Annotated in this window: 13 protein-coding genes; 6 read left to right on the forward strand and 7 right to left on the reverse strand. The window is 61.1% G+C overall.

Annotated features, from left to right (window positions below):
• Positions 1-21 precede the first annotated feature (21 nt).
• A complete protein-coding gene (locus C1896_16130) occupies positions 22-321 on the reverse strand; it encodes a hypothetical protein (GenBank protein ID AZZ47702.1) in 300 nt (99 codons plus the stop codon).
• Between the two features lie 274 nt (positions 322-595).
• Here C1896_16130 and C1896_16135 point away from each other — a divergent pair, with 274 nt between their 5' ends.
• On the forward strand, positions 596-2,056 hold the full coding sequence (locus C1896_16135) for a membrane-bound lytic murein transglycosylase MltF (GenBank protein ID AZZ47703.1): 1,461 nt from the start codon (positions 596-598) through the stop codon (positions 2,054-2,056).
• Between the two features lie 24 nt (positions 2,057-2,080).
• On the opposite strand, the gene C1896_16140 is transcribed toward C1896_16135, so the two are convergent.
• Both C1896_16140 and C1896_16145 read right to left on the reverse strand, forming a co-directional pair.
• Positions 2,081-2,551 carry a Cys-tRNA(Pro) deacylase gene (locus tag C1896_16140; protein ID AZZ46301.1) on the reverse strand — a complete coding sequence of 157 codons (471 nt, stop codon included), beginning with the start codon at positions 2,549-2,551 and terminating at the stop codon, positions 2,081-2,083.
• 130 nt (positions 2,552-2,681) lie between these two features.
• Positions 2,682-4,982, reverse strand: a complete 2,301-nt coding sequence (locus C1896_16145) for a 5-methyltetrahydropteroyltriglutamate--homocysteine S-methyltransferase (protein AZZ46302.1) — start codon at positions 4,980-4,982, stop codon at positions 2,682-2,684.
• 390 nt (positions 4,983-5,372) lie between these two features.
• On the opposite strand from C1896_16145, the gene C1896_16150 reads away from it, so the two are divergent.
• Positions 5,373-6,299: a LysR family transcriptional regulator gene (locus tag C1896_16150; protein AZZ46303.1), complete on the forward strand. Its 927-nt coding sequence runs from the start codon at positions 5,373-5,375 to the stop codon at positions 6,297-6,299.
• Position 6,300: 1 nt separating this feature from the next.
• Here the strand turns inward: C1896_16150 and C1896_16155 are convergent, their stop codons facing one another.
• The 3 genes from C1896_16155 to C1896_16165 all read right to left on the reverse strand — a co-directional run bounded on the left by C1896_16155 (position 6,301) and on the right by C1896_16165 (position 10,301).
• Complete coding sequence (locus tag C1896_16155) at positions 6,301-7,425, reverse strand: GNAT family N-acetyltransferase (protein ID AZZ46304.1); 1,125 nt, start codon at positions 7,423-7,425, stop codon at positions 6,301-6,303.
• A gap of 82 nt (positions 7,426-7,507) precedes the next feature.
• Entirely contained in the window at positions 7,508-8,758 is a 1,251-nt protein-coding gene (locus C1896_16160; protein AZZ46305.1) for a hypothetical protein, read from the reverse strand.
• Between the two features lie 421 nt (positions 8,759-9,179).
• The gene (locus C1896_16165) at positions 9,180-10,301 is read right to left on the reverse strand and encodes a beta-ketoacyl-ACP synthase III (GenBank protein ID AZZ46306.1); all 1,122 of its coding nucleotides are present in this window, start codon (positions 10,299-10,301) and stop codon (positions 9,180-9,182) included.
• A 272-nt stretch (positions 10,302-10,573) separates the two neighbouring features.
• Here C1896_16165 and C1896_16170 point away from each other — a divergent pair, with 272 nt between their 5' ends.
• Positions 10,574-11,104 (forward strand): hypothetical protein, encoded by a 531-nt coding sequence (locus C1896_16170; GenBank protein ID AZZ46307.1) that lies wholly within the window; start codon positions 10,574-10,576, stop codon positions 11,102-11,104.
• 1 nt (position 11,105) lies between these two features.
• Here the strand turns inward: C1896_16170 and C1896_16175 are convergent, their stop codons facing one another.
• Positions 11,106-11,318 (reverse strand): hypothetical protein, encoded by a 213-nt coding sequence (locus C1896_16175; GenBank protein AZZ46308.1) that lies wholly within the window; start codon positions 11,316-11,318, stop codon positions 11,106-11,108.
• A gap of 187 nt (positions 11,319-11,505) precedes the next feature.
• On the opposite strand from C1896_16175, the gene C1896_16180 reads away from it, so the two are divergent.
• From C1896_16180 to C1896_16190, 3 genes are all read left to right on the forward strand, one after another.
• A complete protein-coding gene (locus C1896_16180) occupies positions 11,506-12,039 on the forward strand; it encodes a hypothetical protein (protein AZZ47704.1) in 534 nt (177 codons plus the stop codon).
• 134 nt (positions 12,040-12,173) lie between these two features.
• Positions 12,174-13,163, forward strand: coding sequence for a general stress protein (locus C1896_16185; protein ID AZZ46309.1), 990 nt, complete (start codon positions 12,174-12,176; stop codon positions 13,161-13,163).
• 175 nt (positions 13,164-13,338) lie between these two features.
• Complete coding sequence (locus tag C1896_16190) at positions 13,339-14,070, forward strand: amino acid ABC transporter substrate-binding protein (GenBank protein ID AZZ46310.1); 732 nt, start codon at positions 13,339-13,341, stop codon at positions 14,068-14,070.
• Positions 14,071-14,135: the final 65 nt, after the last annotated feature.

Genomic DNA, 14,135 nt, shown 5'->3' on the forward strand with positions numbered 1-14,135 from the left:
GAACAGAGGCAGCCTACCCGTTCAGCTGATTGCCTGGACATTCACCGGGCCACTGCCGGACTGCACCGAAACCAGCGCCTCCTTGGCCGACTTTTTCATTTGCTTGATGGCGCGCTCACGCCGCAACGCGTCGCTCTTGCTGCCAAGCGTCTCGACATAGACCAGTGCCACAGCCGGGCTGGAATAGAAGAACCGCGCCCCTCGCCCACTTTGGTGAGCGGCAAAGCGGCGCTGGGCATCGTCACTGATCCCGCAATAAAGCGAGCCGTTGGCGGCGCGTACCAGATAGACGAACCAGGGTTTGCTAGCAGCGATGCTCATGTAGCAGGCTCTCGAGAAGATGGTTGGATTTTCCAGGGCCGCGCCTGCCAGGGCAAGGCTGCTCTTGCCAACCAAAAAGCCGAAAGCGTGCAGCGTGGTCTCGAATCCGTCGCGTTTGAACGCTTCCGCAATGTTCCGACACAGTTGTCGTCAGCGAGCGCCCGGCAGCCAAGCCGCGGATGGCGATGGCTGCAAGGGTTCGTCGTTTCGCCTAGCAAAGTCCGTCGATCCTGTCGAGATATGGTGGCGGTTCGCCTTTGCGTATACTGCGCCGATGTTTGCCCAAACTGCATTCCGCACTCGCTGCACCTCCTGGTTGCTGGCGGCCGGACTCTTCCTGATGCTCAGCAGCTGCGCTGAACCGCCCAGCGCACTCGAGCGAATTAAGGAGGAAGGCGTTCTGCGCGTGATCACCCGCAACAGCCCTTCCACCTATTTCCAGGATCGCAACGGCGAAGCCGGCTTCGAGTATGAGCTGGTCAAGCGCTTCGCCAGCCATCTCGGCGTCAAGCTGCAGATCGAGACCGCCGACAGCATCGAAGAAATCTTCACCCGCCTGAATCGTCCTGGTGGTCCAACCTTGGCGGCGGCCGGCCTGGTAGCAAGCGAAGGACGCAAGGACTCGGCGCGCTTCACCCAGCCCTACCTGGATGTCACCACTCAGGTCGTCTATCGCCGGGGTCAGCGCCGCCCTACCCAACCCGAAGACTTGGTCGGTAAACGCATTCTGGTGCTCAAGGGCAGCAGCCAAGCCGAGAAACTCAAGGCGCTACAGAGCGAATTTCCGGATCTTCGCTATGAGGAATCGGATGCGGTTGAGGTGGTCGATTTGCTGCGCATGGTCGATGAGGGCCAGGTAGATCTGACGTTGGTCGAGTCCAATGAGCTGGCGCTGAATCAGGTCTACTTCACCAATGCACGAGCGGCATTCGATCTCGGTGAGCAAAGCAGCCTGGCATGGATCGTTGGCAAAGGCGAAGACAACAGCGTGCTCGAAGCGGCCAACCAGTTCCTCACCCAGGCGCAGGAGAACGGAACACTGCAGCGCCTGAGAGAACGCTATTACGGTCACGTCGACGTGCTCGGCTACGTTGGCGCCTATGCCTTTGCCAAGCACCTGCAGCAACGTCTGCCGCGCTATGAAAAGGTATTCCGCGAAACGGCCAAGGAGCACGGAGTCGACTGGCGTCTGCTTGCCGCCATCGGTTATCAGGAATCCCACTGGCAGCCCGAAGCGACCTCGAAAACCGGCGTGCGGGGGCTGATGATGCTGACCCTCAATACCGCCAAGGCCATGGGCGTGAACAATCGTCTCGACCCCGTCCAAAGCATTCGCGGCGGTGGAAAATACATCGCCAAGGTGCATGCCAACCTGCCTGACAGCATCGAGGAGCCGGACCGTACCTGGTTCGCCCTAGCCGCCTACAACGTCGGTGGCGGCCATTTGGAAGATGCGCGCAAACTGGCCGAAAGCGAGGGCCTGAACCCGAACAAATGGCTGGACGTGAAACAGATGTTGCCAAGGCTGGCGCAGAAGCAGTGGTATACCAAGACGCGCTACGGATACGCACGCGGAGGCGAGCCGGTGCATTTCGTGGCCAACATCCGCCGCTATTACGACATCCTCACCTGGGTGACTCAGCCGCAAATGGAAGGCCAGCAACTGGTGAACAACGAGATCCACGTTCCCGGTATCAACTCCACAGAACTCGGTGAGATTCTTCCGCCGCTCTGATCCTTCCGGCCCTGAGCCTCAGCCTCAGCCTCTTCCGATAGAGGCGAAGCTGCCTGCGGTATGCTCGGCCAGCACCTCAGCCGCCAACTCCACCTCCAGCCCTCGCCGTCCGGCGCTGACATAGATGCTCGGTTGCGCCTGCGCCGACACGTCAATAAACGTGCGTAGCCGCTTTTTCTGCCCCAGCGGACTGATGCCACCGACCAGATAGCCGGTCGCGCGTTGCGCCGCCATGGGATCGGCCATGTCGACCTTCTTCACCTTGGCCGCATGCGCCAGCGCCTTGAGATCAAGCGAACCAGCAACCGGCACGACAGCCACCAGAAGCTCATTTTTTTCGCTGCTGGCGAGTAGTGTCTTGAACACTCTCGCCGGTTCGAGGCCGAGCTTCTCAGCGGCTTCGAGACCATAGGATGCCGATTTAGGATCGTGTTCGTAGCTGTGGATGCGGTAGTCGGCCTTGGCCTTTTTCAGCAGATCGATAGCGGGCGTCATGGCGAAAAGAATCGTCGAGGAAAGGTCGCTACATTAGCCAAAAACACAACGGCCCGCACAATGTGCGGGCCGTTGCTGTTGCGTCGCGGCCGGGTCGACAGATCGGCCCGCCACGCCAGCAGACAAGCGGTCAGGCCACCTTGGCCCGGTGCGCTGCCCGTAACTGGCGGGCAGCCGCGACCATGTTGACCAGAGCCGCCTCGGTTTCCGCCCAGCCGCGGGTTTTCAGGCCGCAATCCGGGTTGACCCAAAGCCGCTCGGCCGGGATTCGCTCGGCGGCCTTCTGCAGCAACTGGACCATTTCAGCCGTATCCGGGACGCGCGGCGAGTGGATGTCGTAGACGCCGGGACCGATGTCGTTGGGGTAGTCGAAGACGCGGAACGCTTCCAGCAGCTCCATTTGCGAGCGGGAGGTCTCGATGGTGATGACGTCAGCATCCATCGCGGCGATCGCCTCGATCACATCGTTGAATTCGCTGTAGCACATGTGCGTGTGGATCTGCGTTTCGTCGCGCACACCGCTGGCGCACAGACGGAACGCTTCGACCGCCCAATCGAGATAGTGCCCCCACTGGGCGCGCCGCAACGGCAGACCTTCGCGGAATGCCGCTTCGTCGATCTGGACGATTTTGATGCCCGCCGCTTCGAGATCACAGACCTCGTCCCGGATCGCTAGCGCCAGCTGCCGCGCCTGTTGCTCACGGCTGACATCCTCGCGAGTAAACGACCACATCAACATGGTTACCGGCCCGGTCAGCATGCCCTTCATGACCTTACTGGTCTGCTGCTGCGCGTAGCGAATCCACTCCACCGTCATCGCAGCCGGACGGCTCAGATCGCCGTAGATCACCGCCGGTTTCACGCAACGCGAGCCATAGCTCTGCACCCAACCGAAGCGGGTAAAGGCATAACCGTCGAGCTGTTCGGCGAAATACTCGACCATGTCGTTACGCTCGGCCTCACCGTGTACCAACACATCCAGACCCAATTGCTCCTGTACGGCAATTGCGTGACGAATCTCGGCGTGCATCGCCTCGGTATAGTCGGTCAGGGCCAACTTGCCCTGCTTGAACGCCTGACGCGCCAAACGGATCGCCGGGGTCTGCGGGAACGAGCCGATGGTGGTCGTCGGGAACGCCGGCAGATCCAGCCGAGCACGCTGCTTCTCGATGCGGCTTTCGAAAGCGGATTGCCGCTGGCTGTGCCTGGGTTTGATCGCAGCCAAGCGCGCCTGCACGGCGGGCTTGTGGATCCGTGGAGACTCGGCGCGGCTCGCCTGAACCTCACGGCTTTGTTGTAACGCGGCCTGTACTTGGGCATCGTCCGGTTGATTGACCGCTCGCGTCAGCACGGCAACCTCCGCGCATTTCTGCACGGCAAATGCCAGCCAGCTACGCAGCTCAGCATCCAGTTGGTCTTCCCGCGCAAGATCTACCGGTGCGTGCAGCAACGAACAGGACGGCGCGACCCAGAGTCGCTCACCCAACCGCTCGGCAGCGTGACGAAGCACGCTCAAGGCTTTATCCAGATCGCACCGCCAGACGTTTCGTCCGTTGACGATGCCCAGAGAGAGGATTTTGTATGCCGGCAGTCGATCTAGGATGACCGGGTACTGATCCGGTGCACGCACCAGGTCGATATGCAGGCCATCGACCGGCAACGCCGCGGCCAAGCCAAGGTTGTCTTCCAATCCGCCAAAATAGGTTGCGACCAGCTTCTTCAATGGAGCGCGCTGCAACAGGTTGTAGGCTCGCTCAAAGGCGTTCTTCCAATCCTGCGGCAAGTCGAGCACCAGAATCGGCTCATCGATCTGCACCCACTCCACTCCCTGCGCAGCGAGCCGCTCCAGCACTTCTCCATAGACCGGAAGCAGGCGTTCGAGCAGCTCCAGCTTGTCGAACGCTTGCCCTTTGGCCTTGCCCAGCCAGAGATAGGTCAACGGCCCGATCAGCACCGGCTTGACTGCGTGGCCCAGGGCCCTGGCCTCTTCCACTTCCTCGAACAACTGCGTCCACGACAGCTCAAAGGACTGATAAACGCTGAATTCGGGGACCAGGTAGTGATAGTTGGTATCAAACCATTTAGTCATTTCCTGCGCTTGCCCACCGCCGCAGCACTGGTGAGTTACGCCACGCGCCATGGCAAACAGGGTCTCCAGGGTCGGTTGACCGTCGGCCGGACGAAAGCGCTCAGGCACAACGCCAAACATCAGCGAATGGGTCAGCACCTGGTCATACCAGGCGAAATCGCCCGCCGGCAGCAGCTCAATGCCAGCATCTGCCTGCAGCTGCCAATGGGCCGCGCGCAACTCCCTACCGACCCGGCGCAGCTCGGCCTCGCTGAGGTCACCCTTCCAGTACGCTTCGAGCGCCTTTTTCAATTCTCGGTCGGCACCAATGCGTGGGAAGCCCAGGGAATGCGCAACAGCCATGACAATCTCCAATTCGTTCGTTTTCGATGAGCGAATTGTGACGGCCCGAGATAAATGAAACAAACTCACGCAACTAAAGATAATCATTAGATATATTCATGTCATCGTTGCTGCCCCTTTTTCAAACCGAACGGACCGAGATGCGATAAGCAGTCGCTACGCGCCGTCCAATCCCGGCTCGAACCTGCGGGTTGTCGAATGGCTCTGCCAGCACCCGATTCATGCTCATTGCCCTGCCAAGTTCATTCGAGATGTAGGCTCGACAACGATCGGCGCGCTGGGACACACTTCGCCGCCGCGATGAGATTTGCTCAAGTCACCTCAGTCTTGCTTTAGCTAGCACCCTCTCGAACCTAGGCCCCGCCCACGAAATAGCAGGAAGTCCCCAGCATGCTGGAAATACGCCACCTGAAAACGCTTCATGCACTGCGCGAAACCGACAGCCTGGTGGAGGCCGCCGAGCGGCTGCATCTGACCCAATCAGCACTGTCCCATCAGTTCAAGGAACTTGAAGAACGCTTGGGCTTGCAGCTGTTCGTGCGCAAGACGCGTCCCGTACGTTTCACCAGTGCGGGTTTGCGCCTGTTGCAACTGGCCGACAGCTTGCTGCCACAGCTGCGCAGCGCCGAGCGCGACCTGGCCCGACTGGCAGGCGGCACCGCGGGCCGTTTGCATATGGCGATCGAATGTCACAGTTGCTTTCAGTGGCTGATGCCGACTATCGATCAGTTCCGCGATGCCTGGCCGGAAGTCGAGCTGGACCTGGCTTCGGGGTTTTCCTTCGCACCGCTGCCGGCCCTGGCGCGCGGTGATCTGGATCTGGTGGTGACGTCCGACCCGATCGAGCTGCCGGGCATCACCTATGTGCCGCTGTTTACCTACGAAGCGCTGCTCGCCGTCGCCAACCAGCACGCCTTGGCATCCCGCCCGTTCGTACGCGCCGAAGACCTGGCCAGCGAAACCCTGATCACCTATCCGGTGGAACATGATCGACTGGACATCTTCACGCGCTTTCTGGAGCCGGCCGATGTCGAACCGGCTCAGGTTCGCACCTCGGAGCTCACCGTGATGATGATGCAGCTGGTGGCTTCCGGGCGCGGCGTGTGCTGCGTGCCCAACTGGGCGTTGCATGAATACAGCGCTCGCGGCTATGTGACGGCAAAGCGCCTGGGCGAGAAAGGCCTGTTCGCCACGCTCTATGCCGGCATCCGTGCCGACATGCTGGACTCGCCATTCATGCGCGATTTCCTGCTGACCGCCAAGGACACCTCGTTCTCTACGCTTGAAGGGGTCAGCGCAGCGCCGAAGACGAAATAGCTCATTCCTGCCGATAGGGCAGCGCGTCGCGCGCGGCCTCGGCATAGCGCAACACGCCCAGACGTTCCTGCTGTAGGAACTCGCTGACCGCCGCACGCAGCCCCGGATGCTCCAGGTAGTGCCAGGAACGGGTGATCACCGGCTCGAAGCCGCGAATCAGCTTGTGCTCGCCCTGGGCGCCAGCGTCGAAGCGTGCCAGGCCCTCGGCAATTGCATGATCGATGCCCTGATAAAAACAGGTTTCGAAGTGCAGCCTGTCGAACTCGGCCAGGCAGCCCCAGTAACGGCCATAAAGGCCCTGCCCGTCGATCAAGCTGAACGCCATGGCCACGGGTTGGCCGCCCTGCACGGCGAGTACCAGCCGGATGGCTTCGGGCATCCGCTCGGCCAGCAGGCTGAAAAAGCTGCGAGTCAGATACGGCGCCTGGCCGCGCACATGGTAGGTATTGGCGTAACAGGCATAGACGAAATCCCACTCCTGTTCGCTGACCTGGTGACCTTCACGCCATTCGAACTCGATCCCCTGTCCCGCTACCTGCTCGCGCTCCTTGCGCAGCTGCTTACGCTTGCGCGAAGTGAGGCCGTCCAGGAAATCCTGAAAGTCGCGGTAGCCGCGGTTGTGCCAGTGAAACTGGCAGCCGATGCGCTCGAGCCAACCATCACGGCCCTGGAAAATCGCATCGGCGTCCGGCTCGGTGAAGTTCACGTGCAGGCTCGAATAGCCCCCTTCGGCCAAGCCGGCGGTGAGCTGGTCGAGCAATTGGCCCGCCGCCTCGCAGTCACCCAACAGGCGCGCGCCGGTCACTGGCGAGAACGGCACCGCACACAGCAACTTCGGGTAGTACTCAATGCCAGCCCGATGACAGGCGTCGGCCCAGGCCCAGTCAAATACGTACTCGCCGTTGGAGTTGGCCTTGCGATACAGCGGCATGGCCGCGCGCCAGCGCCCCTGGGCATCGACCAGCAGGCGATGCGCCGGACCCCAGCCACTGCGGCCACCGACGCTGCCGCTGTCCTCCAGCGAGGCGAGAAAAGCGTGGCGCAGAAAGGGTTGCCGGCGGTCGAGCAGCGCATCCCAGCGGGCCGGGTCAAGGTTGGAGAGGGAGCGAATCGTCTGGATAGGCATGCGCGTCAGTGTGGCTCAGTGCGCAAACGAAAAAAAGCCCCGCGCAGGCGGGGCTCAAGGGAGCCTCAATGCAGCCTGGCGATCAGAACTTGGTGACCAGATCCAGCTGCAGGGTGTCGACACTGGTGTCATCCGCGAAGCCGTCCAGAGAATCGGTCTCGGCCATGAAATAGGTGGCGCCCACAGAGACGTTCTTGCCCAGGTCATAGCCCAGCTTGAACTTGTGGCCACGGGAGCCCGTCAGGCCAGCGGCGAAGTCGGAGTCGGTGAAAATGCTGACCACCGAGTCGCGCTGTACGTCGCGGTAGTTGTAGTCGAAGGCCAGCTTGTTATAGTCGGCGGTGAAGCCCGCCAGCCAGGCGGTATCCTGATCGCTGTCGGTGTCGGTGTTGACCACGTACTGGCCATAGACGGAAACGGGCACGGGCAGATTTTTCAGGCTCATCTGGGCGAAACCTTCCCAGAGCTGGAACTCGTTGGTGGTGTTGCCGAACTGCGTCAGCACGCTGGCAGCGTCGTCTGCCGTTTCGTTGTCGAACGCATAGAGGCTGCCGCCGAGCGTGAATGCCACCGAGTCGCTCAGGTCGAAATGCGCACCCAACTGGCCGGTGTACATCTGGGCATCGTGGCGGAACTCCACGCCCTCGCCATCGACGTTGTCCTCCATGTTGAAGTAGCCGGCGTTGGCGAACACGTCGAGACCACCGACCGGCAGGGTGTAGGTAGCAGCGAAGCCCTCGGGATTGATATCGCCATCCCAGATCACGTCGGCGACACTCACCCAGGGCTGGGGCATCTTGCCGCCGAACAGGTGCAGATTGTCGGACTCGCCCGGGTGCCAGTCGAGATAGGCCAGGTCCAGCCAGATATCTTTCTTGTCGAAGTAGTCTTCCATGGTCTGATTGGTGGAGCGGCGATCATCACTGCTGCCAGTGGCGATGCGGATGCCGGCGTCCACGTCGTCGTTGACCTCGGAGTAGAAGCCCAGGCGCATACGCAGGCGCTGACGGTTCTCGTCCTCCTCGTCACCGGTGCCGCCTTCGACGCTCACCATTTCTTGACGCAGGCGCAGATCGCCCTTGATCTTGGTCCTAGCGACCCAGCCCAGCTTCTCCTTGAAATCATTTGCTGCAGTAGATGCCGCCGCTTGCTCTCGCTGCTCCTTGGCCAGTTCAGCCTCCAGTTCGGCATGCTGGGTCGCGGTGATCGAGCCGTTGGCCCTGAGCATTTCAAGCAGCTTCGCATCGACAGCAGCGCTGGCTGGCACACTGACAGCAAGCAACAAGCCGGTGCACAGCCCCGATGCGATCTGCTTGGAAACGGTTCGACTCATCAGAAATCCCCTCGATAAATTGACATCTAGGCACTCCTAGCCTGCTGGCTCGTTTGTGCTGGGGGAATCTTCGTCGCTCTTTGTTACCAGGCCGTGTCGCCGCCATGAAGGTTTTGTTTCGGAGGAGCTTTCAGCCAGGCTCAGCACAAGCTCTACGCCGGCATTGCGCTTGCGCCGACTGCAGGCCAAGGCTCATCGTCAGCTCAAGCGGCCGTTTCTCATCCCCGCGCCTAGGTCCATGGGAGAGCCCGCCATGGCATAAAGCGCCGGCGTGGATCCAGGCGCCATCGAGGCCGATCGTGCTCAGCGTGAGCAGGCGGCTTTGAGGAAAATACGGCTATGTGGCGTAGCCACCGGATCTGCAGCGCCTGCAGTCGACGCTGACAGGCGCTGCTCCACCGCTGACGCCGGCAGCCAGGCATCAGCGTTTACGCAGGATTACGCTGCCGATCGAATAACCCGCACCAAATGAGCTGAGCACACCGAGGCTGCCCGCTGGCAGATCATCCTGATGCTTGTGGAAGGCAATCACCGAGCCTGCAGAGCTGGTGTTGGCATAGGTGTCGAGGATGACGGGCGCCTCTTCCGGGCTGGCATCGCGACCGAGCAGCTTGCGCACGATCAGGTGGTTCATGTTGAGGTTGGCCTGGTGCAGCCAGAAGCGCTTGACCTCGCTGACCTCGATTTCGTTTTCCTTCAGATGCTCGCCGATCAACTCAGCCACCATCGGACAGACCTCCTTGAACACCTTGCGGCCTTCCTGAACGAATAGCTTGTCCGGGTTGGTCATGTATTCCTCGGCGGTGCGATTGAGGAAGCCGAAGTTGTTGCGGATGTTGTTGGAGAATTCGGTCGCCAGCTTGGTGCTGACAATGTCCCACTGATGCGCCGAGGTGGCCTGATCAGCACGCTCGACGATGACGGCCGTGCAGGCATCGCCAAAGATAAAATGACTGTCCCGGTCACGGAAGTTCATGTGCCCGGTGCAGATCTCCGGGTTGACCATCAGTATTGCGCGCGCCTGCCCCAGCTGAACCGAGTTGGCGGCATTCTGGATCCCGAAGGTCGCCGAAGAACAGGCGACGTTCATGTCGAAGCCAAAACCCTTGATCCCAAGCGCTGCCTGCACTTCGATAGCGACTGCCGGGTAGGCGCGTTGCAGATTGGAGCAGGCGACGATCACACCATCGATGTCAGCTGCGGTTTTGCCAGCCCGTTCAAGGGCTTGCTGAGCGGCCTTGACTGACATTTCGCAGAGGATCGACCACTGGTCGTTGCTGCGCTCGGGAATGCGCGGAACCATGCGATCCGGATCGAGGATGCCAGCTTTGTCGGTAACGAAGCGGCTCTTGATGCCGGACGCCTTCTCGATGAACGCCGAGCTGGATTCCGGCATCGGCTGGATGTCACCCGCTTCGATCGCAGCGGCATTTTCATCATTGAAACGACGCGAGTAGGTGTTGAACGACTCGACCAACTCGTCGTTGGAAATGCTCTGGGCAGGGGTGTAAAGGCCGGTACCGCTGATGACGACGTTATGCACAGTCGTTCCTCTCGAATATTGGCTGATCGTAATCGGGCGTCGGAACAGGAGCGAAGCCGGCCAGCGCCGATGCGATCGTTCATGCCGCGTCTGTTTATATGGCGGCTATTGTGCACGAAAACCGAACAGAATCTGCAGCTCAGCGCGTAAAAGCAGCCAAAGGTTATCGAGGCACGACGGCGGACATCGCTGCCGCCCAAAAGCCAGCAGGCTGGGCCTGGGCAGGCTTTCGGTTATCCTTGCGCTCCCCGCACAGCAGGAATGTTTCCCCGATGAAAGACCCACTTGCCGAACTGATCCGTCTGATCAGTTCGGGCTGCATGAGCGACGACGAGATCAACCGGCTCGCTGACGAAGCGGCTCAAGCCTATGCCGACCCTCAGGCCTTTCTGCAGGCCAACCCGGACATCATCTACGACGATGACTTCCCCATCCCGCTGGGCGAATGGATGATTGTCGGCAGCCTGCCGGATACCGTGCTGTTCCAGGCCGATGACTACCAGGCGCTGTTCGAGCAGATTGTCGGTTCGTTCGGCCCGGACGTGAATTTCATTCTCAAGCCCAAGCAATTGGCCAAGACCGAGCCATTGAAGGCGCTCAACCGCATCCAGACCCAGCTCAGCAGCCTTTACCCGGAAAAAGGCGGTTACGTGCTGGTGGACTTCAGCGAGCCACTGGACGATGAGTTGCAGGCCGTACTCGTCTATACCTGCGACATCGAGCGGGTCATGGCCCTGGCAGTAGAAGTGGGTATCTACGCCGCGCCCGCGCTGGCGGCGCTACAGGCCCAAAGCCAGGCGTGAATCAGCGGCGACGCAATGGCTCGAGCAGCGGCGACAGACCGTTGTGGTCGATCTCCTGCATCAGCGCCAGCAGCTGACCCAGATCCCCGGGCGGGAAGCCGACCCGGGCGAACCAGTTCAGGTAGTTGCCCGGAAGATCCGCGATCAGCCGGCCCTTGTATTTGCCGTAGGGCATCGTCTGGGTCACCAGGCGTTCCAAGTCTTCAGCTTTCATTGCAGCAATTCATCGGCAGATGGGCGGCAAATACTGCCATAGCCGATCTGGCCGTGCAGCCTTGCGCCCGTTTCGCACATTTGCGCGACCTATCGGTCGGATAGAAACGCAGCTGCCCGTGCAGACCGTTCGGCAGCTCGACGCGTCTGCGCCGCTGCGCCCAACTCTGAAAGCCGAGGACATCAAGATGACGGATCAACCGAGCCCCAAGCCCGAACTGGACGACGCCGCGCTGGCGTTCGCCGCTCAGGTTTTCGAAAGCGCCCGCAGCGGTGATGCCGAGCGCCTCACCGATCTGCTCGGTCGCGGCTTGCCCGCCAACATTCGCAACCACAATGGCGACAGCCTGTTGATGCTCGCCAGCTACCACGGCCATTTCGACGCCTCGCGCGTGCTGCTTGAGAACGGTGCCGACCCCCAGCTGCGCAACGACAAGGGCCAGAGTCCGCTGGCGGGCGCTGCCTTCAAGGGCAACCTGCAAATGGCACGACTGCTGCTCGATCAGGGTGCCGATGTCGAAAGCGCCTCGCCCGACGGCAAGACCGCCCTGATGATGGCGGCCATGTTCAATCGCAGTGACATTGTCGAGCTCTTACTGGAGCTCGGCGCAGACCCAAGCCGGGCCGACATGAACGGCGTGACGCCTCTGGCCGCTGCGCAAGCCATGGGCGCCCAGGACACACCCAAACTGCTAACCGAAGCCGTTGCTGCCTGCAGCTGAGTTTCAGTTTCGCAGCGTCTGAACGACGTCTCTCCTGTACCCAACGCATCGCACATCGGATGGCTGCAGCTGTCAGTAACCGTGATCTGGCCAACCGCTGAGCTGGTCGCCCCCGTTAAAACAGAGGAGCACTTATGAGCATCGAAACGCTATCGATCGAAGGCATCGCCACGCCTGTGTCGCGTGTTGGCTTGGGCACCTGGGCCATCGGTGGCTGGATGTGGGGCGGCGCGGATGACGACCGCTCCGTCACCACCATTCGCAGTGCCCTGGAACGCGGCATCAACCTGATCGACACCGCACCGGTGTACGGCTTCGGTCACTCCGAAGAGGTCGTCGGCAAGGCCCTTGAGGGCGTGCGCGACCAGGCAGTGATCGCCACCAAGGTCGCGCTGGACTGGAGCGAAGGCGGCCCGCGGCGCAATTCGACGCCCGCTCGTATCCGCCAGGAAATCGAAGACTCGCTGCGTCGGCTGCGCACTGACCGCATCGACCTGTATCAGGTGCATTGGCCGGACCCGCTGGTTCCCATCGAAGAAACCGCGGCCGAGTTGGAAAAGCTGCGCCAGGAAGGCAAGATCCTAGCGATCGGCGTGAGCAATTATTCCACCGAGCAGATGGATAGGTTTCGTAAAGCCGCGCCGCTGGCCTCCGTGCAGCCACCGTATAACCTCTTCGAGCGCGCCATCGAAGCCGACGTACTGCCCTACGCTCGGGATAACGGCCTGGTGGTGCTCGGCTACGGCGCCCTGTGCCGCGGTCTGCTTTCCGGGCGGATGACCAACAGCACCACCTTCGATGGTGACGACTTGCGCAAGTCCGACCCGAAGTTCAAGTCGCCGCGCTTCGAGCAGTACCTCGCTGCAGTCGAGGCATTGAAAGCGCTAGCTCACGACCGTCACGGCAAATCCGTGCTGGCGCTCGCCATCCGTTGGGTGCTCGACCAAGGCCCGACCATTGCGCTCTGGGGCGCTCGTCGACCAGACCAGCTGGACGGCATCGACGATGCCTTCGGGTGGTCGTTGAGCCCACAGGACCTGACGGACATCGATGCACTTCTTGCCGAGCACATCACCGATCCGGTAGGACCGGAATTTATGGCGCCGCCTAGCCGCAAGGCGTAACGCCTGTGGTTCTGCCTGAAGCTGCAGCGTTACTTCAGGCAGAACCAGAAACGACTCGCTTCGCATTATTCATGCACTGAATGGACACAAGCGGAACGATGTCGCGATAATCCTCGCCTTCTCGAACATGGACTAACCCCTACGGGTCGGTCATCGACGAAGGATCGTTCCAACCGTGCGCGCACTGTCCGTTGCCGTGTCCCTTCTGTTCTTTTCCGCGTTGGCGCAGGCTGCGGAGCGTCCACTGCGATTCTCGGTCAGCGACAGCTCGACCATGCCCATGATTCATCTGGAGAACGGCCAGCCGGTTGACGGCATTCTTCACGACCTGCACAGGCGCATCGCCGAAAAGCTCGGGCGTAAAGCCGAGCAACTGGTGATGTCACGAACGCGCATCCAGCCGCTGCTGGCCGAGGGCGCAGTCGATGTCAGCTGCTATATGAACCCGGCCTGGCTGGCGGTAGACCACGCAAGTTATCGTTGGAGCGTCCCGTTCATGACGCAGCGCAGCATTCTGGTGGCCCAGCCTGAAACACCTCCAGCCAAGCTTTCCAGCCTGCGCGGCCGACGGGTCGGTACGGTGCTCGGCTTCTTCTACCCGGAGGCGGACGCATCGTTTCGAGACGGTACCTTGATTCGCGACGATGCACGAACGGAGCACCTAGTGCTGAAAAAACTCGCTGCCGGACGTGAGCGTTATGCGATCAGCACTCAGGTAGCACTGGATTGGTTCAATCGAGACAGACCCGTAGACCGCAGACTAAAGGCAATCGACCGGCTCTCGGAGTCCTCTATTCACTGCATCGTGCGTGTTGAGACTGACGTCCCGGCCCGCGAGATACTTGACGTCATGCAACAGATGCAGCACGACGTCGAGTTCGAGGCGATCCTGGCGAAGTATCGATAACCGCTCGGCCTCGCATGTTCGACCTTGTTGCGTCATAAGCGCGCTCTGCCCCCTCAATCCTGAGA

The organism is Pseudomonadaceae bacterium SI-3 (assembly GCA_004010935.1).
GTDB lineage: Bacteria > Pseudomonadota > Gammaproteobacteria > Pseudomonadales > Pseudomonadaceae > Stutzerimonas.

Excerpts from the sequence above, each read along its gene's own strand:
- C1896_16155 (AZZ46304.1), bottom strand. The coding sequence starts at position 7,425 with ATGCCTATCCAGACGATTCGCTCCCTCTCCAACCTTGACCCGGCCCGC.
- C1896_16145 (AZZ46302.1), bottom strand. The coding sequence starts at position 4,982 with ATGGCTGTTGCGCATTCCCTGGGCTTCCCACGCATTGGTGCCGACCGA.
- C1896_16175 (AZZ46308.1), bottom strand. The coding sequence starts at position 11,318 with ATGAAAGCTGAAGACTTGGAACGCCTGGTGACCCAGACGATGCCCTAC.
- C1896_16130 (AZZ47702.1), bottom strand. The coding sequence starts at position 321 with ATGAGCATCGCTGCTAGCAAACCCTGGTTCGTCTATCTGGTACGCGCC.
- C1896_16185 (AZZ46309.1), top strand. The coding sequence starts at position 12,174 with ATGAGCATCGAAACGCTATCGATCGAAGGCATCGCCACGCCTGTGTCG.
- C1896_16135 (AZZ47703.1), top strand. The coding sequence starts at position 596 with ATGTTTGCCCAAACTGCATTCCGCACTCGCTGCACCTCCTGGTTGCTG.
- C1896_16140 (AZZ46301.1), bottom strand. The coding sequence starts at position 2,551 with ATGACGCCCGCTATCGATCTGCTGAAAAAGGCCAAGGCCGACTACCGC.
- C1896_16170 (AZZ46307.1), top strand. The coding sequence starts at position 10,574 with ATGAAAGACCCACTTGCCGAACTGATCCGTCTGATCAGTTCGGGCTGC.
- C1896_16180 (AZZ47704.1), top strand. The coding sequence starts at position 11,506 with ATGACGGATCAACCGAGCCCCAAGCCCGAACTGGACGACGCCGCGCTG.
- C1896_16160 (AZZ46305.1), bottom strand. The coding sequence starts at position 8,758 with ATGAGTCGAACCGTTTCCAAGCAGATCGCATCGGGGCTGTGCACCGGC.
- C1896_16150 (AZZ46303.1), top strand. The coding sequence starts at position 5,373 with ATGCTGGAAATACGCCACCTGAAAACGCTTCATGCACTGCGCGAAACC.